Genomic DNA, 23,437 nt, shown 5'->3' with positions numbered 1-23,437 from the left:
TCCGGTGTCCTCACTCCAGGAAGCGCATCAGCTCGGTGGTGACGAACCGCGGGTTCTCTTCGACGAGCCAGTGACCGGCGTGCGGCACATCGACCGCGCGCACGATGTTGGTCAGCCGGGGCGCCGCGGTGGCTCGCACCGGATCGATTTGTCCCTGGGCCGCCAGCAGCAAGGCCGGGACGCTGGTCGGTGCGACGGCGGTGGTGTCCCGCACGTCTTGGCCGAGACTGCGGTAGAGCTCGAAGCCGCCGGACAGCGCACCGGGGCGCCGGTATGTGCGCGCGTACTCGTCGATCTCGGCGTCGGTGAAGGGGGAGCGGTCCGAGGTGCCGCCGAAGGCTGTGCCGCCGAAGGAAACCTGCGGGTAGAACAGCGCCAGATAAGCCCGGACGTCGTCGCCGACGACGACTTCGGGAACGCGGGGCTGGGCATGAAACGCGATGTGCCAGCTCATGGTTCGGTAGGTGGCCGCGTCGATTCCGGGGCCGGGCAGCGGAAGGTCCAGGTAGGCGAGGCGTGCGGTGTCGGCGGGGAATTGGGCGGCGTAGTGGAACGCCACCGCCGCGCCGAAATCGTGTCCGGCGATGCGAGCGTCGCGCACGCCGAGCCGATCGGTCATCAAGGTGTGGACGTAGCGCGCCAGCGTCGCCTTGTCGTAGCCGGTCGGTGTGCCGGTGCTGTCGCCGAGACCGGGGAGGTCGACCGCGTAGACGGTGTAGCGCTCGGCGAGGGCGGGCATGATCTGCCACCAGCCGTACCAGGTCTGCGGCCAGCCGTGCAGCAGCACCAGCGCGGGGCCGCTGCCGCCCGTCACGTAGTGCATCCGTACCCCGTCGACGTCGGCGAACTCGTGCCGGAACGTGCGGTTGAACTCGGGGTCGTCGTGGGTGGCCGCGGCGTAGGCCGGTATGTCCCCGGCGGCGGGGGTGGAGCAGCCCGCCAGCAGAAGGACCGCCAGCGCGGCAATCGCTAATGTGCGTGCGGAGAGGGGGGTCGGGGGTCGCGTAATGCGCATCGGAGCTCCTTCTGTCGAGGAGCTCAGTGTCGGCAGACGGAGGGCAAACTGGCACGAGTTCTTGCGGTTTCGGCAAGATCTTTCGTGACCGGCTGGAGTTACGGGCCGTGCACTTCCGGCTCCGGATCCGCTGCCCGCACCGCGAGCCGGCCTGGGCCCGCGGACGCGATCGCCTGCTGAGCGCGCTGCCGGGGATGGCATCGCTCGGAGCAATCGGAGTGGATTTCCGCGGCCCGGATCGCGTCGATGACGCCGAGTTCACCTGGGTCGGAAAGGCAGTCGTACAGGTTCTGATAGATCGACTGCGGATAAAGGAGAGTCATCGGCCTAATCCCCTTCGATACTCGAAGCCTCGCGGCTTGTATCTCGGCAAAGTCGGCACCGAAAGCAATCCTCGGCCGCACCGATAGCACGTTGTTTGCCACTCCACCTCTCGACGACGGCCATGAAGGTTCAATACCCAGATGAGGACCGTTCCAACCTGGAAGATGCGGACCTGTAGCTGAGGGTGTGACGCTAGCGCGAATCTCCTCGGCGCAAGGCGCCTTTGACGCGCTGAAAAAGGCGCCGGAAGCGGGTGCCGGCCGCCGGTGCCGGTGCGGGCGGTTCGATGGCCGCGGCCGAGGTCGCCTGCGCGAATCGCACGTGCAATTGCTCGCGAACCTGCTCCGGGGTGTAGGCGCGGCGACGGCGTTCGGCGCGCGCGACGACCACTCCGGTCGCGACCACGCCGGCCGCACCCGCCAAACCCACTGCCTTCCACCACCTCATACCGCATAGGCTACTGCCATGACGGGGACGAGCATCAGTCTCGATCGGGCGCTCGAGCTCACCAGAACCGGTGACATCTGGCTGTTCCGTGGACATTCGGCGGCCGATCGCGCGATTCGCATGACGACGAACAGTCCGGTGAACCATGTCGGCATGTCGGTCGTGCTCGACGATCTACCGGCCTTGATCTGGCACGCGGAGCTCGGTCGATCGCTGCCCGACATGTGGTCGGGCAGCGCGCACCGCGGCGTGCAGTTACACAATCTGCGCGATGCCGTCCTGGTGTGGGCGCACCGCTACGGTCAGCGGGCGTGGCTGCGCCAATTGAACCGTCCGGCAACCCAACAGATGGAAGACAGCGTGCTGCGCACCATCGCCCGGCTCGACGGAACGCCGTTCCCGTCCACCGCCGGTCTCGCGGGCCGCTGGCTTCGGGGCCGGGCCCGGCTGCCGCGCCGCCGGCGCGAGGCCCGGCAACTGGAAAGCGCGTACTGCGCGGAGATCGTGGCCACGACCTACCAGTCGATGGGACTGCTGCCGCAACACCGCAGCCCCAATTGGTATGACCCCGGCCGGTTTTGGAGCGGAGACGAACTACGCCTGGACGGCGGCTACGAATTGGGCGGCGAGATAGCGGTTCGGATTCCGCCTAAGTCAGCCGATACGTGAGCATCGCGAACTGACCGAATCGCCCGATGTCGGTGAGTCGCAGGCGCGAGGACAGGATACGGCGGGGGAGCAGCGGCGCGCCGCCGCCGAGGGTCACCGGGGCGACCGAGGCGACGATCTCGTCGAGTAGTCCGGCATCGGCGAATTGCCCGACGAGTTCGCCGCCGCCGAACAGCCAAATGTTGCCGCCCTCAGCGGCTTCGGTCATCTCCCGGTGTATCGGCGCGACGTCGCCGGAGACGAAACGCAAGTTCGCGCCGGGAATCTCGGGCAATTCCCGGTGGGTGAAAACCCAGCACGGCGTATCGCCGTACCATTTCGCCCACCCGCCGGGTTCGTCGTTCGCCAGAATCCACTCATAGGTCGTCGCACCCATGCACATCGCGCCGACGCCGGCGCGGAACGCGGAGGTGACCTGCTCGGTATGTCCGTCGTCGTCGACCTCGAACAGCCAGTCCAGCGAATTGTTCCGGTCCGCCAGGAAGCCGTCGAGACTGGTCGCGGTGTAGTACACGGTTGCCATGCACGCCATCGTGCCGGATAAACCTGCCATCTCCGGTCAAGGTTCCCGGGTCGAAGGTCCCATCCATTTGGGACCAACGGATCGGTGCCGGAAGGGTGCCCGGTCGGCAGCGTGGAAAGCGGAATGATCCGGCTCCGAAAGGATGTGTGTTTCGGCATGATGTGCGACAACCCCGGCTTCGAGACCATCAGGGCGGCGGTCGGCCTGGCCCAGCGGGCGCCCTCCGTCCACAACTCGCAGCCGTGGCGCTGGCAGCTGATGAACGATCATCTGCACCTCTACGCCGACACCTCCCGTCATCTCACCGCGACAGATCCGCAGCAGCGCGCCCTGATCCTGAGCTGTGGGACGGTCCTGCACCACCTGCGGGTGGCGCTGCGTGCGCTCGGGTGGAGCAGCGAGATCGAACGTTTGCCGAATCCCGACGTGCCCGAACACCTCGCCGTCGTGCACCTGGCACCACACCGCTCCACCGCCGCCGATATCGATATGGCGGCGGCCATGATGCGCCGCCGCAGCGATCGCCGCCGATTCGAGCCCGGACCCGCCACCTATCTGAAAGCCGTGGCGCAGCACGCCACCCGATTCGGCGCGGCCGTGCGGACCGTGGCCGCCGACGACCGGCCCGCGTTGCGCGAATTGATCCGCCGGGCCGCCGAACAGCACGCGGACGACGTGCTTTACCAGATCGAACTCGCCGAGTGGAGTGGTCGCCGCGACAGTCGGGAAGGCGTACCCGCCCGCAACATCACGACCATCCGCACCGAGGACGCCCTGCCCGGCCGGGCCTTCAACGACCCCGTGCTGATCGATCCGCATCCCGCACCGGACGCGGCGACCTGGATGATGATCTCCACCGAGCGCGACGACCGCATGGCCCAGTTGCGGGCCGGCGAGTCCCTCAGCGCCTTCCTGCTCGCGGCGACCGACCTGGGCCTGGCCACCTGCGTCCAAACCGAGCCGCTGGGTGTGCCCGATCTACGCGAGGAGATCAGGTTCGCCCTGTGCGACGGACAGTATCCGCAGGTAATGGTCCGCACCGGGCGCACCGAGCACGCGGCTCAGCTACCGGAAACTCCGCGCCGCCGCCTCGACGACGTCCTCGCGCACTCTCTGGTCTAGAGCTTCGTCGTCCCAGTTCGTCGCGTTATCGGCACGTTTTGATCTTCGGAATCGAGGTATTCCGCGATCAATGCGACTCTTACGGATGCCGGGCGTTTATCGCCCGCAAACAGACACCTGGCTGCTCGCTCGGGCGGCGGCCGACGCCGCGTTTCCCGCCGACGCGCGGGTCCTGGACCCGTGTACCGGGACCGGCGCGCTCGCTCTCGTCGCCGCCCGCGCGGGCGCGGCGGAGGTCGTGGCCGTCGATGTCTCCCGGCGGGCGATCATGACGGCGTGGGCCAACAGCCGGCTGCACGGGCTGCCGATCGAACTGCTCCGCGGCGACTTCGCTCAGGTCCTCGGCGACCGCACTTTCGATGTGGTGCTGGCGAATCCGCCCTACGTGCCGAGCGCGGGACCGCTGCCCACCCACGGTCCGGCCCGAGCCTGGGACGCCGGTGGGGACGGACGAGCCATCCTGGATCAGCTCTGCACCCAACTGCCCCGGTTACTGGCGCCGCGCGGAATCGCGCTGATCGTGCAATCCGAGCTGTGCGGATCCGAGCGGACCCTCGATCTGCTCCGCGAGAACAAGCTGAAGGCGGCGATCGTGGATCGTCAGACGGTCGGCTTCGGTCCGGTATTGAGCAGGCGCGCACAGTGGTTGGAAGCCGCGGGCTTCATCCCGCCCGGCCGGCGCTATGAAGAGTTGGTGGTTATTCGTGCCGACCGCATCGAACGCTGAAGACCGTCGCCGGGTCACCCTCGTCAAGGGCGGACCCGCGCTGATCGAGGGACCGGTCGAGGTCGTCACCGAGGACGGCGCCGTCCACACTTCCGACCGGTTCCTGGTCGCGCTCTGTATGTGCCGGCGCAGCAAGAACTTTCCGTTCTGCGACACCAGTCATCGGAAACGGGCCCGCCGGACCGGCCAATAGCGCTCAGTTCTCGGCGAGCTCCCGCCGTAGCGAACTGCGTCCTTGCCGCCAGCTGTTTGTCAGCACGTGATCGGCGAAATGATCCGCGACCCAATTCGTCGCCTGGATTCCGAAGACCACCGATTCGGTCAAGTCCGGTTCCTCGGCCAACAGCGTTCCGATCACATCACGGCGCAGCACCTGTTCATGGACGGCGTCCGCCTCCACATGCTCGCTGTAGAACCGGATGCAGGCCGGGTCGGCGCCGAGACGTTCCAGGGCTCCGACCATGCGGCGCGATCCGGTCGGCGAGGTGATCTCGACCTCCGCGAATTGGCCGACCAGCGCGCCGCGCAACGCCCGGTGCAGGCCGAACAGCGACATCATGTTGACCTCGACCAGCATCGGGGCGGGCACCACGTCCAGATAACGCAGATAGCCGCGGTCGAGCCCGGCTCCCGCCAGCAGGTCCGCGAACAATTGCGCGTGCACCCGTTCGCCGCGCCCGCCACCGAACTCGTCGAACTCCACGGCGACCAGCGACGCCTTGGCCTGCCCGCGCACCCGCGGGATTACCCAGGCCTGCGGATCGGCCTCTTTGTGGTGATAGATGGAACGGTGCACGAAATACTCACGCACCTGCCACCATTCGCCCTCATCCAACAGAAATTGACTAACACCCGTCGACTCGACCGGCTCCACCAGCAACTGGTCGAGTTCGGCATCGATATCCGTGCCACCCGCCACCACGTCACGCAACGCGGCGAGAAACGGCCGCTCCAGAGTGGCCCGGAAGCGCAGCAGATCGGGATTCCACTCCCAGCCGGAATCGACCGCCTCGAATCCCCGATAGTGCAGCTCATAGCAGGTGTGCAGGGCCAGCTGCAGGTCGTCACCGAACGGATCGGCGTTCGGCTGATCCGGCAAGGTGACGGCGCTGTCCGGCGGTCGGCGCAATAGTTCCACCACCGCCGCGGACAGGTCGCCGCGCGGTTCCGGGAGAAACGACAGTGCCGTATCGCTAACGCTGGTCATGATCACCGGTTACCCGTTCGGCCGCTGTTAATCGGCGGAGTGATCGAACTCGGGAGCCTGGACGAATGTGACGTGCGATCGACAACGCTGGAAATCACATTTTGCTGGGTTGTTCGGGAACCGACCAGGACACCCGCTGGGCGAGTCGAGCCCGCCGGTACGGCTCGATTTCCCGGCGGTATCCGGGCCCGCAATGATGAGGCCGTGAAGCTTCTTACCGGCGTGACCGTGCGAGTCGCCGCTTGAACACGGTCGTGACACCGGGGATCGGACTGGCGCTGTTGTGCCTGGCGTTCGTGGCGGGGGCGGCGCTGATCTATCGGGTTGCCCGGCTCGGGCCGCTGACCGTGCCGCCGTTCGCGGCCGGGCGGGCCGTGCTTCAGCTGGCCGGTGTCGCCGTGGTTCTCGCTGCGGCGTTGGCGCAGCTGTGGTCATCGGTGCTGGTGTTGCTGGTCATGTTCGGTGCGGCGGTCGGCACCGCGGCACGCCGGGCCCGGGCGGGATGGTCGGCGGCGTGGCTGGCGATGTGCCTCGGCGCGGGACTGCTCGTGACGCTGCCGCCGATGCTGGTCAGCGGAGTCGTCCCGCTGACCGGTATCGCGGTGGTGCCCATCGGCGGAATCCTGCTGGGCGGCACCATGACCGCGACCTCATTGGCCGCCCGGCGGGCGCTGGATGCGCTGACCGAGCGGTGCGGCGAAGTCGAGGCCGCGTTGAGCCTCGGCTTCACCGACCGTGCCGCACGGCTGGAAGTGATCCGCCCGACCGCCACCGACGCGTTGCTGCCCGGCGTCGATCAGACCCGCACCGTCGGATTGGTCACGCTGCCGGGCGCTTTCGTAGGTGTACTGCTGGCCAGCGGCTCAGCGGCCCAAGCGGCCGCCGTGCAGGTGCTGGTGCTGCTGGGTCTGCTGCTCGCTCAATCGTGCGCTGTCGCGGTCACTGTCGAACTCGTCGCCCGGGGGCGAGTGCGCAGGCCCCGGCAACGCATCGGGCCGCGATAATCCCGGTCAGCCGTTGTATTCGCTGACTACATCGAGAACCCAGACGATGCCGAAGCGATCACGCAGCATCCCGTAGGCCGGTGCCCAGCCCGCGGGCCCCAGCGGAACGACGATCGTCGCCCCGTCGGCGAGCCGGTCCCAATAGCTGGTGACTTCCTCGACGGTCACACCGCGCAGCGAGACGAAGAACGAGTTCGCGCCCCGGTCGTAGTCCAATCGTGCGGGCACGTCGTAAGCCATGACGTGGAAGCCGTTGCTCGCGCGGACCTGGCCCCACATCACCTGCTCGGCCTCCGGTTCCGCTTGGACGTTCCCGGCGTCTCGATAGGTGATCACGGCGAGGTCGCCGCCGAACACGGACTGATAGAACTCCAGCGCCGCACGGGCGTCGCCGCGGAAGTTCAGATGGGTGGTGGTCGTGACGGACACGATGTGCTCCTAGCGTTCGATGTGCTGACCTGAGGAACGATCACAGTCGAAGCGGTCAGGATGTGTCCTCTTCTCCGGGCAGAATGCGAAATATGCCGAAGACCTCAGCCCGACTGCTCGCGTTGCTGTCGCTGTTGCAGGCGCGCCGGGATTGGTCAGGGGCACTGCTGGCCGAACGGCTCGCGGTCAGCCCCCGCACCGTGCGCCGCGACATCGATCGCCTCCGGGAAATCGGCTACCCGATCGCGACCGCGAAGGGCCCGGACGGGGGCTACCGGCTGAGCGCGGGCGCCGATCTGCCGCCGCTGCTGTTCGACGACGAACAGGCCGTGGCCCTCGCCGTCGCGCTCCGGACCGCCGCCGCGACGAGCGCCGAGTTCGCCGAAGGCGCGATCCGGGCCCTGAATACCCTGCGCCAGGTCATGCCCGCCCGGCTGCGGCACCGTCTCGACGCCGTCGACCTCACCGCCGTCGGGCCGGCGAACCCGCGGGTCGAGCCGCGGGTACTGCTGGCGGTCGGCGCCGCCGTGCACGACCGCGAAGTCTTGCGCTTCGACTACGACACACCGCCCGCGGCGGGCGCACCACGTCGGGTGGAACCCCATCACCTGGTTACCCGGGCCGGGCGCTGGTACCTCGTCGCCTGGGACCTCGACCGCGCGGACTGGCGCACCTTCCGCGTGGACCGCCTGTCCCCCCGCACCCCCACGGGCCCTCGTTTCCTCCCGCGTGCGATCCCCGGTGGTGATGTCGCCGCTTTCGTCGCGGCGCGATTCCGCGGCGCGGATGCCTCCGGCGACTGGCCGTGCCGCGGCGAAGTGATCCTGAATCTTCCCCTCGCCGACGTGTCGCCGTTCCTCGGTGACGGCATCGTCGAGGAACTCGGCCCGCATCGTTGCCGCGTCGTCATCGGCTCCTGGTCGTGGCCGGCTCTCGCAACCGCGATCGGCAGGTTCGACAGCGATATCGAGGTCATCGGACCGCCTGAGCTGAAGGCGGCCTTCGCCCACCTGGCCCGCCGCTATGCTGACGCCGCGGCCGACGAGTCCACCACGCACAGTATCCGGCATATCGGCGAATAGTGTTCCGCCGCAACGTCAATGCCTCCTAGGCGGGATGGCCGTGAACAGCCCGCGGCAGCGCGATTTGCCCATGAAGCGATTCCGGGCCACAGGTGCGAATTCATGCTGAAGGAGATGCGCCAGGGGCATCGGCCCGACGTACGAGTGTGCCTGCGCGATCCGGCCTTCTTCCGGCGGGCGCTCACCGAACAGCTCGCGGTCGCAACGCTTTCGAATAGCGCTGGGACCGGTTAAAGTCCCGAGGCCCGGCGTAACCGGTCGGCGAGTTCGATCGCGCGGTCGCGGAATTCGGCGGGCTCCTCGATGACGAAATCCGCGCCGATCAGGCCGACCTGCAGGACCAGCCATTCGAACGAATCCACCCGGGTGCTGAGCCGGCAGCGGTCCGGGCCCAGCGACTCGATCTCGCAGTCCTGAAACTTGAGCACGTCCGCGACGGCGGCGGCGGAGGTGTCGATGGTGACGACAGCGCGGTGGTGCGCGGCCGTCAAACCTTCGCGCAGGTACTCGGTGCCGGTCCGGGCGGGCAGCGGGCGAGGTGCGAAATGGCTGGCGGTCAGCGATATTTCGTCGATCCGGTCGAGGCGGAAGGTGCGCCAGTCAGCTTGCTGCACGTCCCAGGCGAGCAGGTACCAGCGCAGATGCAGGTGGACCGCGCGATAGGGCTCGACCCGGCGGTGGGAGGTGCGGCCGTCCCGGCTGGTGTAGGTGAAGGTGACGTATTCGTGTCGCGTGGCCGCGGTGCCGAGAACGGCCAGCGCCTCCGGCCGCACCGTCGGGGCGTTCTGCGGCGCGGCTTCCACGGTGTCGCGCAGCGCGGCCACGGCAGGCCGCAGGCGATGGGGCAGGAACTGGTCGAGTTTGCCGAAGGCGCGGTCGGCCGCGGGCGCGAATCCGTTGCCGTCCACCGGTTCTCGCGACGTCGTGGCGCCGAGCAGGGTCAGGCCGACCAGCGTGGCGACCGCTTCGTCGTCGTCGAGGACCAGCGGGGGCAGGGTCTGGCCGGCGGCGAGGCGATAGAAGCCGCTCGGTCCGGGCTGGGTGGAGACCGGGTAGCCGTATTCGCGCAGGCGCTCCACGTCCCGGCGCAGCGTGCGCGGGCTGATTTCGAGGCGGGCGGCCAGTTCGTGTCCGCTGAACCGCCGCCCCGTCTGGAGCTGGGCCAGCAGTTCGAGCATCCGGCGGGTGACATCGGCCATGACCCCATCATGCCCGCAAATGCGGCCAGGATCCGGCCACATCTGCCGATACCGTCGAGACATGACCGCATCATCCGAGCAGCACCGCGCTATTCGCATCCGCGGCGCGCGTACGAACAATCTGCGCCGCATCGACCTCGACGTGCCGCGCAACAGTCTCGTCGTCTTCGCCGGAGTGTCCGGTTCGGGCAAGTCGTCACTGGTGTTCGACACGGTCGCGGCCGAGGCGGGCTACCAGGTGAACGAGAACTATCCGCCGTTCGTCCGCAATCGGCTGCCGCGCTGGACCCGGCCCGACGTAGACCACATCGAGGGTTTGTCGCCGGTGGTGGTTATCGATCAGCGGCGGCTCGGTGGCAACGCCCGCTCCACCGTCGGCACCATCACCGACGTGTACAGCTACCTGCGGCTGTTGTTCTCCCGGGTCAGTACCCCGCACGTGGGGGAGTCGAACCACTTCTCGTTCAATGATCCGGCCGGCATGTGCCCCACCTGTACCGGATTGGGCGAGACCATGGCCACCGCCGTCGAGCGGGTGCTGGATCTGGACAAATCCCTGGAACAGGGCGCGGTGCTGCTGCCGGGCTTCGGCAACGGGCAGTACTGGTACCGGCAATACGCCGATATCGGGTCCTTCGACGCGACCACGCCCCTGCGCGAGTGGACCGAACGCGAACGACAAGCGCTGCTCTACGGCGGGGCCGCCGCGGCGGAACTGGGCACCCGCCCGCCGCAGGACTACGAGGGCGTGATCGAGCGGTTCGAGCGGATCTACCTGCATACCGCCGACAATCTGTCCGAACGCAAACAGGCTGTGCTGCGGCAGTTCACGGACACTCGACCGTGTCCGGATTGCCACGGCGACCGGTTGAACGAGGCCGCCCGCACGGCGCGGGTGCTGGACCGCACCATCGTCGAGATGAGCACGATGGAGATCGCCGAACTCGCCGATCTCGTCGTGGGTGTGACGGAATCGAGTGTGGCGCCGGTGGTGTCGGCGCTGCGGGAGCGGCTCGCCGCGCTCATCACTATCGGACTCGGCTACCTGTCGCTGGCGCGGCCCACCGGCACACTGTCCGGCGGTGAATCGCAGCGCATCAAGACGGTGCGGCACCTCGGCAGCAGCCTCATCGAGATGCTGTACGTCTTCGACGAACCCACCATGGGTCTGCACCCGCACGACGTCCGATCGCTGACCGAACTGTTGAAACAATTGCGGGACAAGGGAAATACCGTGCTCGTCGTCGAACACGACCCCGATGTCATGCGCGTCGCCGATCGAGTCGTGGAGATCGGCCCGGGGGCGGGCACCGCGGGTGGCGAGGTGGTTTTCGAGGGGCCGTTCGACGACCTGCTGAGCGCGGACACCCCGACCGGACGCGGACTCCGGGAGCGCCGCACGCCGCGCGCACACCGCACGCCCACGGGCAAACTACGGATCGACAACGCCACCCGGAACAATCTGCGCGGCCTCACCGTCGATATCCCTACCGGCGTGCTGACCGTGCTGACCGGGGTCGCCGGCTCCGGAAAGTCCAGTCTGGTCAGCGAATTGACGGATAGGTATCCGGCCACCCTGGTCGACCAGCGCCCGGTCACCACCAACCGGCGCTCGACTCCCATCACCTACGCGGGCATCGCGCCAGCGATCCGCAAACTGTTCGCCGCCCGCAATGGCGTGAACCCCACCCTGTTCAGCGCGAATTCGGCCGGCGCCTGCCCGACGTGCAAGGGACTCGGCATCATCTATACCGATCTGGCTTTCATGGACGGCCACGAAACGGTGTGTGAAACCTGTGGCGGGCGCCGGTTCACCCCGGAGGTACTCGGCTACACCGTGGACGGGCTGAGCATCGCCGACATCGACGACCTCACCATCGCCGACGCCGCGGCGCGGCTGCGCGATCCCGCCTTCACGCGCCCACTGCGCCATATCGAGGAAGTCGGTCTCGGCTATCTCCGGCTCGGGCAGTCGCTGACCACCCTGTCCGGCGGCGAATGCCAGCGCCTGAAGATCGCCAAGGAACTGACCCGCCGCGGCGACAGCACCCTCTACATCCTCGACGAACCGACCACCGGCCTGCACCTGTCCGATATCGACACCCTGCTCGATGTCCTCGGCGCTCTCGTCGACAAGGGCAACACCATGGTCGTCATCGAGCACAATCTCGACGTCATCCGCCAGGCCGACCACATCATCGACCTCGGCCCCGGTCCCGGTCGGCACGGTGGTCAACTCGTGTTCGAGGGCACCCCCGCGGAGCTCGCGGCCTACCCGGACTCCAAAACGGGTCGTGCGCTGCGGCGCTGACCGGTCGCCGCGAAGGCCGGGCTCGGGGCGCTGTTTGCCGGAAATAGGCGCGGGTATCGCGGGTGCGAGTCATCTACCTGTTCCGCAACCACTGCCCCCGCGCGTGACGACCCACAGGAGGAACCGACATCATGGCTGATCCGACCGCACTCGCACTGGTGTGCACGTTGCAGAAGTCACCCGCGGAATCCAGTAGCGAGCTCATCGCCCGGCACGCGCTGGACGCGCTGGCCCAGAGCGACGTGAAGGGTGAGATCCTGCGCGTCGTCGACTACGACGTGCGCCCCCGGAGTCAGCGCCGACGAAGGCGACGGCGATCAGTGGCCCGAGATCCGCAAACGCATTCTGGCCGCGGACATCGTGCTCGTCGCCACCCCGACCTGGGTCGGCCATATGTCCTCGGTGGCCCAGCGGGTGCTCGAACGGCTCGATGCGGAATTGTCCGAAACCGATGACGCGGGAAGGCCTTCCATGGTGGGCAAGGTCGGCATCGCCGCGGTCGTCGGTAATGAGGACGGCGCGCACAAGATCGTCGCCGACCTGTTCCAAGCGCTCAACGACATCGGATTCAGTGTTCCGGCGCAGGGCTGCACCTATTGGAACGGGGAGGCGATGGGCAGCACCGATTACCGGGACCTGGACTCCGTGCCGGACCAGGTCGCCACGACCACGAAGGCCATGGCGCGCAATGCCGCTCATCTGGCCCGGCTGCTGAACACCGAGGGCTATCCCGCCTACGAATAGTCCCCGGACTATCGGCGGGTGCCGGAGCCGCGATGGGTGAGCGCCAGCGCGGATCCGACCACGCCGATCACGCTCAGCGCGATCGCGATACTCGGCCAGCCCGAACTCTGCCAGTACACATCCTGGAGGGTGATCAACAAGGCCGCCTCGTCCACGATCAGGGCCAGCGCCACGCCCAGGGCGAGTCCCATCCAGGTTCGCGCGCGCGGACTGCGATCGACCATGCCGAAGATCGCCACCCCCGCGAGCAGCAGAATTCCCCAGAGGTAGTGGTGCAGGTGGACTCCGCCCGCGGAGACGTCTCCGACATCGCGGGTATCGATCTGGATCAACCAGGTCACCAGCCGCGCACCACCGAAGGTCACGGTGAACGCGAGCCAGGCCAGCACAATGCCGCGGCGGGATACGTCGATCTGGTTCCAGCGCCGCGGGAACCGGTAGCGGGCTCGATCGCGGGTTTCGGCCATGTTTCTGTGTACCAGACCGATGGGCCCGTACCGCTCACTGCCACATCCGCGGGTCCGCCGTGGGGTCGGCGTAGCGGGACGGGCAGCCGTGCTCGACGGCGTCGGGCCGTAGTTCGTAGTGCCAGGGTTCGTTGTCGTAGATCTGGCACAGTCCGTAGGCGGCGCCGTGCACGGACAACCACGCCGTGGCCGGGGCAGGCCCGAGGTCGACCGCGTCTCCGGAGACGTGCGCGGATGTTTCGGGCGCGGCGACCCATCGAGCAGCCGCCTGTTCCGAGCCGTACTGGGCGACCGCGGCCCGCAAGAGTTGTTCCTGTTGCGCCCGGGAACGCCAGCCACTGTTGACGACGAACTCGACTCCGTCGTCGGCGGCATCCGTCGCGGCGCGGCGCAGAGCCGCGCGCAGGGCGGAGTCGAGATTGGCCACGGACGGAGCTTCGTCGTCGAAGACGGTCACGCGGTCCGAATGCGGGCGAATCACGTCCCGGGCCATGTCGAATGATCGCGCGGCCGAGGAGGATAAGGACGCCAGCGAGTGAAAGACGACGGCACCGACCGGCGCCGCGCTGACGAGCACGGCGGCCGCGACGAGGATGGTCCGGATGCGCCGGCGGGGCGCTGTTGGTGCTGGTTGGCTGTGGTTCATGCACTTCAGTGCAGGCGATCCGATGTTGCCGGGTCGTATGCGGTTTCGGATACGCCGGCGATATGTTCCAGCTGGAAGAATCGAGCGCTATGCGTGTGTTGATCGTCGAGGACGAGCCCTATCTGGCCGAAGCCATCCGCGACGGCCTGCGCCTGGAAGCGATCGCCGCCGACATCGCCGGTGACGGCGACACCGCACTCGAGTTGCTGAGCGTCAACGCCTACGACATCGCCGTCCTCGACCGCGACATTCCCGGCCCCTCCGGCGACGAGGTGGCCGAACGCATCATCGCCTCCGGCAGCGGCATGCCGATCCTGATGCTCACCGCCGCCGACCGGCTCGACGACAAGGCCTCCGGATTCCAACTCGGCGCCGACGACTACCTGACCAAACCCTTCGCTCTCCGCGAACTCGTGCTCAGGCTCAGAGCGCTCGACCGCAGACGCGCCCACAGCAGGCCACCCGTGCGCGAGATCGCCGGACTACGTCTGGACCCGTTCCGCCGCGAGGTCTATCGCGACGGGCGCTATGTCGCGCTCACCCGCAAACAGTTCGCCGTGCTGGAGGTTCTCGTCGCCGCCGAAGGCGGTGTGGTCAGTGCCGAGGAATTGTTGGAACGAGCATGGGACGAGAACGCCGACCCGTTCACCAACGCCGTGCGGATCACCGTCTCGGCGCTGCGTAAACGCCTCGGCGAACCCTGGCTGATCACGACGGTGCCGGGCGTCGGCTACCGCATCGACACCGGAGGTGAGCGTGGATAGAGCACCCGGGTTGAGCGTTCGCCTCAAACTCACCCTCAGCTACGCCGGATTCATCATGTTCACGGGTAGCCTGCTGCTCGCTGCCGTACTGGTCTTCTACCTGTATTTTTTGCCAAATGATTGGATCAACACCACCGGCAACTTCTGGATCAACCGCTCGATCCTCCTGCGTGCGTTCGCCCCATTTATGGCCGTCGTGCTGCTCTTTCTGCTGGTCTTCGGCCTCCTGGGCGGCTGGCTGCTGGCCGGCTGGATGCTCACCCCGCTGACCCGCATCACCGCCGCCACCCGGATGGCGGCCAATGGTTCGCTCTCGCACCGGATTCGGTTACCGGGACGCAGCGACGAGTTCCGGGAACTCGCCGATGTCTTCGACACCATGCTCGCGCGCTTGGCGGCCCACGTGGCCGAGGAACAACGGTTCGCGGCCAACGCGTCCCACGAACTGCGCACACCGCTGGCCATCACCCAGACACTGCTGGATGTGGCGCGCGGCGATCGGGACCGCGACACCGACGAACTCGTCGACCGCTTGCATGTCGTCAACTCCCGAGCGATCGAACTCACCGAAGCATTGCTGCTGCTCAGTCGAGCCGATCAACGGTCCTTCACCCGCGAACACGTCGACCTGTCCCTCCTGGCGGAAGAAGCCACCGAAACGCTGCTTCCGCTCGCGGAAAAACATGGCGTCGCCCTCGAGACCGCCTGCCAGCCGGCCCACACCCTCGGCTCGCACGCCCTCCTCCTGCAGTTGACTACGAACCTGGTGCACAACGCGATCGTGCACAACCTGCCGGGACAAGGCATCGCGTGGATCAGCGCCGGCGCATACCCGGGGGCGACGGTACTCACTGTCGAGAACACCGGCGAGCTGCTCCACCCACAGTTGGTATCCACGCTGGCCGAGCCGTTTCAACGCGGCACCGAACGCATTCGCGGCGATCACGCGGGCGTCGGCCTCGGCCTGGCCATCGTGAAGAGCATTGTGCAAGCCCACGACGGTGCCCTCACGCTCACACCGCGTCCGGCCGGCGGACTCCGCGTCACGGTGCAACTACCCGGGTGGTAGCCGATCGGTATTGCGGCTCACCCTGTTTCGCCGCGCCGCAAGGTGAGGATCGCGATATCAGGTGGTGCCGCGACCCGGACCGGAGGACCCCACGCACCGACACCGCGCGTGGTGAAGAGCTGCATGTCGTCCACCCGATCGAGCCCGGCGACCGTGCCGTTGACCCAGCCCACCACATAGTTCAACGGCCAGATCTGGCCGCCGTGGGTGTGGCCGGACACCTGTAGGTCGATGCCGCGTGCGGCCGCGTCGGGCGCCTGCCGCGGCTGGTGCGCCATCAGCATGAGGAATCGATCCGATCGGTGTCCGGCCACGGCCGCCGCGAGGTCGGGGCCGTACGGGTCGGGGGCGTCGTAGTCGTATACGCCCGCCAATTCCAAAGTGGCGCCGTTGATTGCGATTTCGGTGCGCTGGTTGCGCAATGTCCGGACGCCCAGCGTCTCCCAGTAATCCAGCCACTCGGCGACACCGTCGACGTAACCTTCATGATTGCCAGCGACCGCGAAGGTGCCGTACTTCGATCGCAGGTCGGCGATCGGTGCGATATCCGGCCCGACGAGCTCGACCGAACCGTCGATCAAATCCCCGGGCAGAACGATGACGTCGGGCTGCTGGGTGTTGACCAGGTCGACCACTCGCTCGGTGAACGCCGCACCACGCGCCGCGCCGACATGGATGTCGGCAACCACCGCCACCCGCAGACCATCGAGCTCGGCGGGCAGTTTCGGCGAGCGCAACTCGACCGCCACGACCTGCGGAGTGTTCGCCTCGTGTACGCCGTAAGCGACGGTCCCCACCGCTGCCGCGACCAGCAGCGCCGACGAAACCTGTAGCAACAGCACACGATTCGAGAATTTCGCGAGCCGGGCGATCAACAGCACCACACTGATCACGAGCAGGCCGAGCAGCAGATAGAACATGACCGCGGCCCACGTCAGCCCGAGCCAGACGATCGGCCGGATCGGTTCGGGGGAGTAGGCGCTGCCCGCGCCGAGTGCGACGACGAGGGTCACCCACAGCACGGCGAGGACTATCGCGGCGGCCACCTTAGCGGGGCCGGGCACTCCGGTGGCCCGGATGAGGCGTCGGTAGAACAGCCAGTGCACCAGGGCGAGCAGCACGCCGCCGATGATCATTCGCAGCACAAGCCGCCCTTTCGATGTGCCTACGTCGACAGGTCCGCACGCCGACAACTTCCACGATGTCTCTGCGGAAGAATCCAGATCGGTAAGCCTAGTCGGGCCGCCGCACACCGCGACGTGTGCGTTCGGTCGTCAGCCGGAATACCGCGGCCACTCGTCGTCGCGCCGCACCAGTTGCCACACCACGTCGACGCCGCCGGGAGTGAGCGACCCGATCCCGCCACCACAGTTCGATGGCAGAATCGTTCGATGGCAGCCTCGAGGAGCGACCGCTATCGGAGACTCTCGACTTTCCTGGCTTCCCGCGGCGACATCGAGCTCTCCGCACTCATCGACACCGGTCGGCGTCACAGCGTGGGAGTCGGCGGTGGTTCGGCTGTTCTCGATGTCGACGGCGCGCCCGTGTTCGCCAAGAGGATCCCGTTGACCGATCGGGAGCTCACGCACTGGGGTTCCACCGCGAACCTGTTCGAGCTTCCGATGTTCTGCCAGTACGGCATCGGCGGCCCGAGTTTCAACGCATGGCGCGAGCTTGCCGCGAATATCGTTGTCACCCAAAGTGTTCTGGCCGGTGAAACACAGTCGTTCCCCATGCTGTACCACTGGCGGGTTCTGCCCGGCCGGTCACCGATCGCCGCCGAACACGCGGACATCGACGCGGTGGTTGCCGCCCAGGGCGGCAGTCCAGCTGTGCGCACCCGTCTCGAGGCGCTGGCCGCCGCCCGATCGAGCCTGGTGCTCTTCTGCGAGTACATCGCGCAGCCGCTGTCGGACTGGTTGCAGGAAGACGCGGAAAGCAAGGCGGCCGCAGTGGCACAACAGCTTTCAGAAATAGCGGGATTTCTGCGAGATCGAAAACTGCTGCACATGGACGGACACTTCGGCAACATCCTCGGCGACGAGCACCGGATCTACCTCAGCGACTTCGGGCTGGCTACCTCCCCGCACTTCGACCTGTCGACCACCGAGCGCGCGTTCGCCGAACGTCATGCCACCTTCGACGCCGACCACGCCGCCATGCGCTTGGTCAATTGGCTGGTGATCGATATCTGGGGAGTGGCGACGTGCCCTGTTACCCGCAATCAGGTGGTAACCCAGTGCGCCACAGGCCGAATTCCTGACGGCGTATCGCCGGTGGTTGCCGGAATCTTGGCACAGCACGCACCTGCCGCAGCGAAGATGAATGCCTTCTACTGGAAGCTGTTCGACGGCGACGTCGAGGCGAAATACCAGTCGGCATAGCGAGGTTGGGGCCGGTCTTCGGCGAGTACGCTCTGACGGGTCTCGCGCTCGGTGGTGGCGTCGCGCGAAGAGGCCCGGCCTGAAAGGTTTTCGGAAACCGATTGATCGCCGAGGTCCGGGCAGGGGGCGAGAAGGTGCCCTATCCGATCGGTCTGCGGGAATTGGCGGTGCTGCGGAGCGAAATGTTCGACCGTGCTTTTGGCGAGAGCGGTGTGGCGGGTGCTGGATTCATCACCTAGTGCGAGCGCAGTCGGCGGGTCCGCAGTACGCCGGTCAACATCGGAAGGGTGAATTCGCCGCTGCCCGTCTCTTGCCTGCCGGTGAGGAAAGCGTGGATCCGATCGAGCGTCGCCCGGCGTTCCTGCTCCGGCATCACCAGCATCCCCGCCCGGGTCGAAAGTGTTGTGACCAGGGAGTCGGCCGTGCGGCTTTGCCTATGCGGGAACTCGGCTTGTTCGGCCGCGCCGAACGAAGCGCTCACCTCGCCCCGGGGACGGTGCAGCCCAGCCGTCGCGGCACGCCAGCTACTGCGGGTATCGCGCGGGCCGATTGCCGCGCTCCCACTGACTTGCGCGAGCGCGGCCACCCAGTCGACCCGATCATCGACGACATTCCACAACCCCGCCAGCACGCCGCCGGGTGCGAGCACCCGCGCGATCTCAGGCCCGGCGACCGCCATCTCGAACCAGTGCAGAGCGTTGCCGGCCAACACCACATCGATGGACGCATCCGGCAGCGGTATCCGCTCGGCACTGCCCTGCACAGCGCGGACAGTCGGCAGCGCGCGCCGCAACCCGGCCAGCATCGCCGGATCCGGCTCCACCGCAACGACATCGGCGTCCAACGCGACCAACGTGCCGGTCAGCTTCCCCGTACCGGCCCCGAGATCCAGCACCCGCGATCCCGGCGCGGACTCCAGCGCCCACCGCACCGCGGCCGGCGAATAGTCCGGCCGGTGTTCGGCATACGCCCCCGCCACCGCCCCGAACGACGAGGCAAGCCGTTGCCGCACATCGCGTTCCATGCGCCCAGGCTATCCACGCCAGGACAACTCTGTGGTCGGAATCAGTGCTTCTGTCAGCAGTCAGGATCTGCCTTCTCGTGCGGTCGCAGTCCAACCCTCGTTGTGCCTATGTCGTGCTCTGAATCTTGGAGCTCTGCTCGACCTATCCCAGTCTCGCGTGTCCGCCGTCGAGCGCGGAGAACGCAACCTGATCAGCGCCATGCTTATCGCGCGGATCTCGCAAACCTCCAGCATTCCTGCGCGACTCCGCGGCTTCTACTCGGATTCTGCGAGTAGCCTGACCTCAGGCTCCATTGCCGAGGTTGCTGAGGTGCGGCCGCAGGAGGTTGGGAACGCGCACTCCGTCCGAGCAGCGGCTACCAAGTCTCACTACTCGACATTTCAACAACGATACGATCGGCTGCTGCCACTAGCGTGAATGAGGCTCGAATGTCGAAAAGCGTTGTATTGCAATACTACTCGGGCGAGCAAGCCCGAGAGATTCGAGACACGATCGCCGACGTGCAAGCCCGCGGGTACGTTGATGCCATCGCGACCGGAGACCCGTTCGAGTCCACCGAAGCTTTCATGGAGCGGTTCGTGGTCTATTCGCGGAACACTGGGTTTTCCATGGTCCTGGGAATCATCGATGACGAGCCCGTGGGGCAGGCGTTCGGCTGGCCGTTGGCTACTGGGACGCCGTGGTGGACCAGGCTGGTGCTCGCCCCGGGGCAACCTCCGCTAGAGGAATTCATCGTCGAGGACGGAACCAGAACCTTCGCGCTGAGTGAACTGATGGTCGACAAAAAACGTCATGGCCAAGGCATCGGTGGAATCCTTTTCCGTGCATTGCTGGCGGATCGCCCAGAACCCAGAGTGACGTGGATGGTGAATCCCACCAATACGAATGCCTATGCCATCTATCGGCATTGGGGAGCTGAGCGCTTCGGCAATCTGCGGCCGGGATTGAAGGGTGAACCGCAGTTCGACGTCCTGCTCCTTCGAAATCGAGGTCGTCAGCACCGTTAGTGCCCGGGCTGCACTGGGATTCGGTTCTCCCGCACGGGATCGGCCGTGCCCGCCTCCAGCGCGGCGGTTGTGAGTGCTCTCGGAATCAGCACGATGGCCTTCACTCCGCCGTAGTCGGAATCCGTGAGCCGAATCGTAATACCGTGGCGGGCAGCCAATTTCGCGACCACGAACAATCCGAGCCGGCTGTCTCCGGACAGGGTCGCGACGCTGAAATCCGGTGGCTGTGACAGCAACGCGTTGCGGGCGGTCATGTCCGCGGCGGTCATGCCGAGGCCCTGGTCGGAGATCTCGATGGCGATGCCCTTGCCGACCGTACCGCCGGTGACCTCGACGGACGAGTCCGGCGGGGAGAACATGGTGGCGTTGTCGGCCAGTTCCGCCAAGAGGTGGATGATGTCGGTGACGGCGGATCCGACGATCTGCGTCTCCGGCAGCTTGCGGACATGAATTCTGGTGTAGTCCAACGATTCCGCGGCCGCGCCGCGGACCACATCGACCAAGGGCACCGGATTGCGCCACTGTCGTCCCGGCTGTTCACCGCCGAGCACGATGAGGTTCTCGGAATTGCGGCGGGCGCGGGTCGCCAAGTGGTCGAGCTGGAACAGCAACGTCAGCCGGTCCGATTCCGTTTCCTCCCGCTCGGCTTCGTCGAGCAAGGCCAACTGGCGGTGCACCACCGCCTGGGAGCGGTGGGCGATCTTGACGAACACCGCGTTCACGCCCGCCCGGGTTTGGGCCTCGGCGACCGCCGCCGCCACCGCCGCCCGGTGCGCGCGATTGAAAGCGTCGGCGACGTGGCCGATCTCGTCGGCTCCGAAATCCAATCGGTCCGCGTCCTCATCGAATTCCTCGCCGGCCGAGAGCTGGCGGATGGTGTCCGGCAACCGCTCGTCAGCCAATTCCAGGGTCTCGCGGCGTAGTCGGCGCAGGCGCGCGATGAACTTGTTGGCCAGCACCAGTGCGCCCAGGAACGCCAGCAGCGCGAGCGAGAGCACGCCCGCCCCGGCGAACAGCGAGTTCCGGTTGAGTCGATTGCCTTGTTCGGTCGCTTCGAAATGCGCGTCGACGCTCTGGATCTCCCACAGGCTCAGCAGGTCGCGCCGGACTTTGCCCGCGACCTGCTGCCATTCGGTCAGCGTGAGCGGCAGCGGATCACCGGAGGATCGACCGGTGTCGGGTGCGGTGACCGGGCCACGCTCGAGGATCGCGTCCTCCATGGCGCGCAGCCGCTGCCATTCCGAGCTGGCGGTGATCGCCTTCCATTGGTCGAGGTGCGCACCCTGGAGCACCGAACCGACGTAGGTGATCTCGCCACGTCCGTCACCGATATACCCGGCCAACTCCACCAGCAGCTCCGGTGACAGCTCCCCGGTGAGCATCACCAGCGAACCCAATCCACTGGTCCGCGAGATGGATTCGGCGGCCCGGAGCGCGTGGACCGACTTGTACAGTTCGACCGCGATATGGGAATCGGGCGCGACACTCGCCGAGATCAGCCAGCCGTTGATGATGGCCGCTACCGCCATGCTGTACGCGGTGAAAGCCTCCGCGGCCGGAATCGTGCGCGCATCGACGGCGGCCCGCAAGGCGGGCACCTTCTGGCCGACGCCGACTCGGAAGAACCCGTCCTTCAGGTCCGGCCGCAGTTCCGACAGCGCATTGGCTTGGGCCACCACCGCCGCGTACCCCGCATCGGATTGCTTACGCGCCGCCGGCAAGGCGAGACCCGCCGGGTCGTCCCCGGCCAGGAACAGCAGCGAAAGCCTGCGCTCCTCCTGGAACGCCTCGATCATCATGATCGACGGCCCGGAGGTGCCGCGCGCCAGTTCAGCGAACCGATTGGCTTCCCGTCCGCTCTGCACCAGATAGGCAGATCCGCCCACCCCGATCGCGAGCAACGCGACGCTCGGAATAAGCACAATGACCAGCACTCTGGTCCGGACACTGACAACCCGCCGCCACCGTGCGGAGGTCATATTGAGGAATCTGCTGTTGAGCACCGAGTTATCGCCTACCTACACGTCTGGCTACCTGCCAGCGGTGCACGCAAAGCTAGTCACTGAAACGTCACTCCCGCAGCACTTTCGCCGATTGAAGCACCTGATCCTCGATCACCGACCCGTGTTCCGGTCTGTTCTGCACGCGAAAGGCGCGCGGGCCAGCATGTTTCGGATGGTCCGGTTGTCTGTCGCTGGGCGAGAAGGGGTTTGGCACATAGAAGAACCTCGTCCAAGCCTCAACGACCGTCTGGTTACGCAGGTGTCAGTCCAATGCCGACTCAGAACAGGCGATCACTCGAAGGCTCCGGCACGGGCAACGGCCGCATGCGTACGCCCTCCTCGTCGACGGCATCCTCAATCGCGTCGATCCGATCCTGAACGACCTCAGCGCGCGCCACCAGGTCGACTCGATCGGGCTCGGTGAGGCTCTCGGCACCGAGCTTCTCGAAAACGCAGGAGAGCACTGACCGTAAGTCCTCTAGTTCGCTGTCTGGCTCCACACGACCTCACCCTACGGCCTGACCCAAGGAAGACCCGAGCCTGCCGAATTGAGTGCATTCGGACAGGGCGTTATCGCAGGATGACTTCGATGCCTTTGTCATCGAAGATCTCCAAGAGCAGATCGAATAAAGTCTGCCCCGCAGCGACGGCCGAGTGTGTGAGCAGATGTTCTTGCGCTACATCGGAGTGCAGCCATTCCAGCGTGAACGGGCTGGAAGCGCCCCATCCTCCGCGCAGGCAGTCCCACAGCGCATCGAGATTCCAGCCGAAGTAGCCCCCGGGGCCGTTGATCGCCTCACCGAGAGCGCAGTAGAAGCTGGCGATGTCGGTGACAGCCTGTCCGTCCAGGGTGAAGACGTGACCTGGGGCGGAGTCCGGCCGGCCTCTGCGCTGATAGGCACTGGTCCAGAGCGCAACCGCCAACCACGCGGTTCTGTCCACGGTGTCGAGCCCGCGCCAGATATCGCGACGATTCAACCGGCCGTCACGGATGAGGTTCCAGACCCACTCGCCACCGTAGTGCGCGTTATCGCAGTACAGCGTCACACTGAGATCGACCAACCGTGAATCCGGGCTCGACGGGCGAGCCGCGGCGACCGTCATCTCGTAAACGAAATAGGAGCCCATCGATACACCGTTGGAGTCGAGAACGTCGAGGGCAGCGCCACCGAGCTGGACTCCGCCGACAGGCAAGGAGTCCAGGCAGTCGCTCAGCTTTCCCTGTAGGTGACAACCCACAAACTCGACCTCGAGCAGGTCTTCCGCTGC

26 protein-coding genes and 1 pseudogene are annotated in these 23,437 nt (G+C 66.7%); 13 read left to right on the top strand and 14 right to left on the bottom strand.

The genetic code is table 11. The features are described 5' to 3' along the window. Positions 1-10: 10 nt before the first annotated feature. From BJ987_RS27275 to BJ987_RS27265, 3 genes are all read right to left on the bottom strand, one after another. Positions 11-1,015 carry an alpha/beta fold hydrolase gene (locus BJ987_RS27275; protein ID WP_209895552.1) on the bottom strand — a complete coding sequence of 335 codons (1,005 nt, stop codon included), beginning with the start codon at positions 1,013-1,015 and terminating at the stop codon, positions 11-13. 98 nt (positions 1,016-1,113) lie between these two features. Further along, positions 1,114-1,338: a hypothetical protein gene (locus BJ987_RS27270; protein ID WP_209895550.1), complete on the bottom strand. Its 225-nt coding sequence runs from the start codon at positions 1,336-1,338 to the stop codon at positions 1,114-1,116. A gap of 193 nt (positions 1,339-1,531) precedes the next feature. Beyond that, positions 1,532-1,786, bottom strand: a complete 255-nt coding sequence (locus BJ987_RS27265; RefSeq protein WP_209895548.1) for a hypothetical protein — start codon at positions 1,784-1,786, stop codon at positions 1,532-1,534. 18 nt (positions 1,787-1,804) lie between these two features. Here BJ987_RS27265 and BJ987_RS27260 point away from each other — a divergent pair, with 18 nt between their 5' ends. After that, positions 1,805-2,455: a hypothetical protein gene (locus BJ987_RS27260; protein ID WP_209895546.1), complete on the top strand. Its 651-nt coding sequence runs from the start codon at positions 1,805-1,807 to the stop codon at positions 2,453-2,455. On the opposite strand, the gene BJ987_RS27255 is transcribed toward BJ987_RS27260, so the two are convergent. Next, complete coding sequence (locus BJ987_RS27255; protein WP_209895544.1) at positions 2,436-2,978, bottom strand: dihydrofolate reductase family protein; 543 nt, start codon at positions 2,976-2,978, stop codon at positions 2,436-2,438. The two genes, BJ987_RS27260 and BJ987_RS27255, sit on opposite strands and share 20 nt — an antisense overlap. Positions 2,979-3,101: 123 nt before the next feature. On the opposite strand from BJ987_RS27255, the gene BJ987_RS27250 reads away from it, so the two are divergent. The 3 genes from BJ987_RS27250 to BJ987_RS27240 all read left to right on the top strand — a co-directional run bounded on the left by BJ987_RS27250 (position 3,102) and on the right by BJ987_RS27240 (position 5,020). Then, positions 3,102-4,100: an Acg family FMN-binding oxidoreductase gene (locus BJ987_RS27250; protein WP_245366150.1), complete on the top strand. Its 999-nt coding sequence runs from the start codon at positions 3,102-3,104 to the stop codon at positions 4,098-4,100. 70 nt (positions 4,101-4,170) lie between these two features. Then, positions 4,171-4,827, top strand: coding sequence for a HemK2/MTQ2 family protein methyltransferase (locus BJ987_RS27245; RefSeq protein ID WP_209895542.1), 657 nt, complete (start codon positions 4,171-4,173; stop codon positions 4,825-4,827). Then, on the top strand, positions 4,784-5,020 hold the full coding sequence (locus BJ987_RS27240; protein WP_209895540.1) for a CDGSH iron-sulfur domain-containing protein: 237 nt from the start codon (positions 4,784-4,786) through the stop codon (positions 5,018-5,020). The genes BJ987_RS27245 and BJ987_RS27240 overlap by 44 nt, the downstream gene beginning before the upstream one ends. A 3-nt stretch (positions 5,021-5,023) precedes the next feature. On the opposite strand, the gene BJ987_RS27235 is transcribed toward BJ987_RS27240, so the two are convergent. Continuing rightward, positions 5,024-6,034 carry an iron-containing redox enzyme family protein gene (locus BJ987_RS27235; protein ID WP_209895537.1) on the bottom strand — a complete coding sequence of 337 codons (1,011 nt, stop codon included), beginning with the start codon at positions 6,032-6,034 and terminating at the stop codon, positions 5,024-5,026. A gap of 242 nt (positions 6,035-6,276) precedes the next feature. Between BJ987_RS27235 and BJ987_RS27230 the strand changes: the two genes are divergently transcribed. Next, entirely contained in the window at positions 6,277-7,038 is a 762-nt protein-coding gene (locus BJ987_RS27230; RefSeq protein WP_209895535.1) for an ABC transporter permease, read from the top strand. A 6-nt stretch (positions 7,039-7,044) separates the two neighbouring features. On the opposite strand, the gene BJ987_RS27225 is transcribed toward BJ987_RS27230, so the two are convergent. Continuing rightward, positions 7,045-7,467: a VOC family protein gene (locus tag BJ987_RS27225; protein WP_209895533.1), complete on the bottom strand. Its 423-nt coding sequence runs from the start codon at positions 7,465-7,467 to the stop codon at positions 7,045-7,047. A 92-nt stretch (positions 7,468-7,559) separates the two neighbouring features. On the opposite strand from BJ987_RS27225, the gene BJ987_RS27220 reads away from it, so the two are divergent. After that, positions 7,560-8,549, top strand: a complete 990-nt coding sequence (locus tag BJ987_RS27220) for a helix-turn-helix transcriptional regulator (protein WP_209895531.1) — start codon at positions 7,560-7,562, stop codon at positions 8,547-8,549. A gap of 230 nt (positions 8,550-8,779) precedes the next feature. Here BJ987_RS27220 and BJ987_RS27215 read toward each other — a convergent pair whose 3' ends face one another. Beyond that, a complete protein-coding gene (locus BJ987_RS27215; RefSeq protein ID WP_245366148.1) occupies positions 8,780-9,748 on the bottom strand; it encodes a helix-turn-helix transcriptional regulator in 969 nt (322 codons plus the stop codon). Positions 9,749-9,809: 61 nt separating this feature from the next. On the opposite strand from BJ987_RS27215, the gene BJ987_RS27210 reads away from it, so the two are divergent. Both BJ987_RS27210 and BJ987_RS27205 read left to right on the top strand, forming a co-directional pair. Beyond that, positions 9,810-12,059 carry an ATP-binding cassette domain-containing protein gene (locus BJ987_RS27210; protein WP_209895529.1) on the top strand — a complete coding sequence of 750 codons (2,250 nt, stop codon included), beginning with the start codon at positions 9,810-9,812 and terminating at the stop codon, positions 12,057-12,059. Between the two features lie 131 nt (positions 12,060-12,190). Beyond that, positions 12,191-12,803 (top strand): annotated as a pseudogene (locus tag BJ987_RS27205) (flavodoxin family protein). An 8-nt stretch (positions 12,804-12,811) separates the two neighbouring features. Here BJ987_RS27205 and BJ987_RS27200 read toward each other — a convergent pair. Both BJ987_RS27200 and BJ987_RS27195 read right to left on the bottom strand, forming a co-directional pair. Further along, positions 12,812-13,270 (bottom strand): hypothetical protein, encoded by a 459-nt coding sequence (locus BJ987_RS27200; protein WP_209895527.1) that lies wholly within the window; start codon positions 13,268-13,270, stop codon positions 12,812-12,814. A gap of 34 nt (positions 13,271-13,304) precedes the next feature. Further along, the gene (locus BJ987_RS27195; RefSeq protein WP_209895525.1) at positions 13,305-13,916 is read right to left on the bottom strand and encodes a M15 family metallopeptidase; all 612 of its coding nucleotides are present in this window, start codon (positions 13,914-13,916) and stop codon (positions 13,305-13,307) included. Between the two features lie 89 nt (positions 13,917-14,005). Here BJ987_RS27195 and vanR-Sc point away from each other — a divergent pair, with 89 nt between their 5' ends. Continuing rightward, on the top strand, positions 14,006-14,680 hold the full coding sequence (gene vanR-Sc / locus BJ987_RS27190; protein ID WP_209895522.1) for a VanSc-type vancomycin resistance response regulator transcription factor VanR: 675 nt from the start codon (positions 14,006-14,008) through the stop codon (positions 14,678-14,680). Beyond that, complete coding sequence (locus BJ987_RS27185) at positions 14,673-15,749, top strand: sensor histidine kinase (protein WP_209895520.1); 1,077 nt, start codon at positions 14,673-14,675, stop codon at positions 15,747-15,749. The genes vanR-Sc and BJ987_RS27185 overlap by 8 nt, the downstream gene beginning before the upstream one ends. 17 nt (positions 15,750-15,766) lie before the next feature. On the opposite strand, the gene BJ987_RS27180 is transcribed toward BJ987_RS27185, so the two are convergent. Next, positions 15,767-16,885 carry a metallophosphoesterase gene (locus BJ987_RS27180; protein ID WP_245367538.1) on the bottom strand — a complete coding sequence of 373 codons (1,119 nt, stop codon included), beginning with the start codon at positions 16,883-16,885 and terminating at the stop codon, positions 15,767-15,769. A 255-nt stretch (positions 16,886-17,140) separates the two neighbouring features. Between BJ987_RS27180 and BJ987_RS27175 the strand changes: the two genes are divergently transcribed. Together BJ987_RS27175 and BJ987_RS27170 are read left to right on the top strand one after the other, a co-directional pair. Continuing rightward, positions 17,141-18,133, top strand: a complete 993-nt coding sequence (locus BJ987_RS27175) for a BUD32 family EKC/KEOPS complex subunit (protein WP_209895516.1) — start codon at positions 17,141-17,143, stop codon at positions 18,131-18,133. A 101-nt stretch (positions 18,134-18,234) separates the two neighbouring features. Then, complete coding sequence (locus BJ987_RS27170; RefSeq protein WP_209899746.1) at positions 18,235-18,372, top strand: hypothetical protein; 138 nt, start codon at positions 18,235-18,237, stop codon at positions 18,370-18,372. Here BJ987_RS27170 and BJ987_RS27165 read toward each other — a convergent pair. Continuing rightward, on the bottom strand, positions 18,369-19,157 hold the full coding sequence (locus tag BJ987_RS27165; protein ID WP_209895514.1) for a class I SAM-dependent methyltransferase: 789 nt from the start codon (positions 19,155-19,157) through the stop codon (positions 18,369-18,371). The genes BJ987_RS27170 and BJ987_RS27165 overlap by 4 nt on opposite strands. Before the next feature lie 429 nt (positions 19,158-19,586). Here BJ987_RS27165 and BJ987_RS27160 point away from each other — a divergent pair, with 429 nt between their 5' ends. Beyond that, positions 19,587-20,165: a GNAT family N-acetyltransferase gene (locus BJ987_RS27160; protein WP_209895512.1), complete on the top strand. Its 579-nt coding sequence runs from the start codon at positions 19,587-19,589 to the stop codon at positions 20,163-20,165. On the opposite strand, the gene BJ987_RS27155 is transcribed toward BJ987_RS27160, so the two are convergent. From BJ987_RS27155 to BJ987_RS38280, 3 genes are all read right to left on the bottom strand, one after another. Beyond that, positions 20,162-22,144 carry a sensor histidine kinase gene (locus BJ987_RS27155; protein WP_209895510.1) on the bottom strand — a complete coding sequence of 661 codons (1,983 nt, stop codon included), beginning with the start codon at positions 22,142-22,144 and terminating at the stop codon, positions 20,162-20,164. The two genes, BJ987_RS27160 and BJ987_RS27155, sit on opposite strands and share 4 nt — an antisense overlap. 302 nt (positions 22,145-22,446) lie before the next feature. Then, on the bottom strand, positions 22,447-22,632 hold the full coding sequence (locus BJ987_RS27150; RefSeq protein ID WP_209895508.1) for a hypothetical protein: 186 nt from the start codon (positions 22,630-22,632) through the stop codon (positions 22,447-22,449). A gap of 106 nt (positions 22,633-22,738) precedes the next feature. Further along, positions 22,739-23,017 carry a barstar family protein gene (locus tag BJ987_RS38280; RefSeq protein ID WP_372446956.1) on the bottom strand — a complete coding sequence of 93 codons (279 nt, stop codon included), beginning with the start codon at positions 23,015-23,017 and terminating at the stop codon, positions 22,739-22,741. Positions 23,018-23,437: the final 420 nt, after the last annotated feature.

It is taken from the genome of Nocardia goodfellowii (assembly GCF_017875645.1).
Lineage (GTDB): Bacteria > Actinomycetota > Actinomycetes > Mycobacteriales > Mycobacteriaceae > Nocardia > Nocardia goodfellowii.
This window is presented reverse-complemented; position numbering and strand designations above follow the sequence as displayed.

What these genes read in the sequence shown, in the direction of transcription:
- BJ987_RS27235 (WP_209895537.1), bottom strand. Translation starts at nt 6,034, where the DNA reads ATGACCAGCGTTAGCGATACGGCACTGTCGTTTCTCCCGGAACCGCGC.
- BJ987_RS27160 (WP_209895512.1), top strand. Translation starts at nt 19,587, where the DNA reads ATGTCGAAAAGCGTTGTATTGCAATACTACTCGGGCGAGCAAGCCCGA.
- vanR-Sc (WP_209895522.1), top strand. Translation starts at nt 14,006, where the DNA reads ATGCGTGTGTTGATCGTCGAGGACGAGCCCTATCTGGCCGAAGCCATC.
- BJ987_RS27200 (WP_209895527.1), bottom strand. Translation starts at nt 13,270, where the DNA reads ATGGCCGAAACCCGCGATCGAGCCCGCTACCGGTTCCCGCGGCGCTGG.
- BJ987_RS27265 (WP_209895548.1), bottom strand. Translation starts at nt 1,786, where the DNA reads ATGAGGTGGTGGAAGGCAGTGGGTTTGGCGGGTGCGGCCGGCGTGGTC.
- BJ987_RS27220 (WP_209895531.1), top strand. Translation starts at nt 7,560, where the DNA reads ATGCCGAAGACCTCAGCCCGACTGCTCGCGTTGCTGTCGCTGTTGCAG.
- BJ987_RS27255 (WP_209895544.1), bottom strand. Translation starts at nt 2,978, where the DNA reads ATGGCAACCGTGTACTACACCGCGACCAGTCTCGACGGCTTCCTGGCG.
- BJ987_RS27165 (WP_209895514.1), bottom strand. Translation starts at nt 19,157, where the DNA reads ATGGAACGCGATGTGCGGCAACGGCTTGCCTCGTCGTTCGGGGCGGTG.
- BJ987_RS27175 (WP_209895516.1), top strand. Translation starts at nt 17,141, where the DNA reads ATGGCAGCCTCGAGGAGCGACCGCTATCGGAGACTCTCGACTTTCCTG.
- BJ987_RS27260 (WP_209895546.1), top strand. Translation starts at nt 1,805, where the DNA reads ATGACGGGGACGAGCATCAGTCTCGATCGGGCGCTCGAGCTCACCAGA.
- BJ987_RS27245 (WP_209895542.1), top strand. Translation starts at nt 4,171, where the DNA reads ATGCGACTCTTACGGATGCCGGGCGTTTATCGCCCGCAAACAGACACC.
- BJ987_RS27155 (WP_209895510.1), bottom strand. Translation starts at nt 22,144, where the DNA reads ATGACCTCCGCACGGTGGCGGCGGGTTGTCAGTGTCCGGACCAGAGTG.
- BJ987_RS27215 (WP_245366148.1), bottom strand. Translation starts at nt 9,748, where the DNA reads ATGGCCGATGTCACCCGCCGGATGCTCGAACTGCTGGCCCAGCTCCAG.
- BJ987_RS27180 (WP_245367538.1), bottom strand. Translation starts at nt 16,885, where the DNA reads ATGATCATCGGCGGCGTGCTGCTCGCCCTGGTGCACTGGCTGTTCTAC.
- BJ987_RS27195 (WP_209895525.1), bottom strand. Translation starts at nt 13,916, where the DNA reads ATGAACCACAGCCAACCAGCACCAACAGCGCCCCGCCGGCGCATCCGG.
- BJ987_RS27275 (WP_209895552.1), bottom strand. Translation starts at nt 1,015, where the DNA reads ATGCGCATTACGCGACCCCCGACCCCCCTCTCCGCACGCACATTAGCG.
- BJ987_RS27270 (WP_209895550.1), bottom strand. Translation starts at nt 1,338, where the DNA reads ATGACTCTCCTTTATCCGCAGTCGATCTATCAGAACCTGTACGACTGC.
- BJ987_RS27210 (WP_209895529.1), top strand. Translation starts at nt 9,810, where the DNA reads ATGACCGCATCATCCGAGCAGCACCGCGCTATTCGCATCCGCGGCGCG.
- BJ987_RS27250 (WP_245366150.1), top strand. Translation starts at nt 3,102, where the DNA reads ATGATCCGGCTCCGAAAGGATGTGTGTTTCGGCATGATGTGCGACAAC.
- BJ987_RS27240 (WP_209895540.1), top strand. Translation starts at nt 4,784, where the DNA reads ATGAAGAGTTGGTGGTTATTCGTGCCGACCGCATCGAACGCTGAAGAC.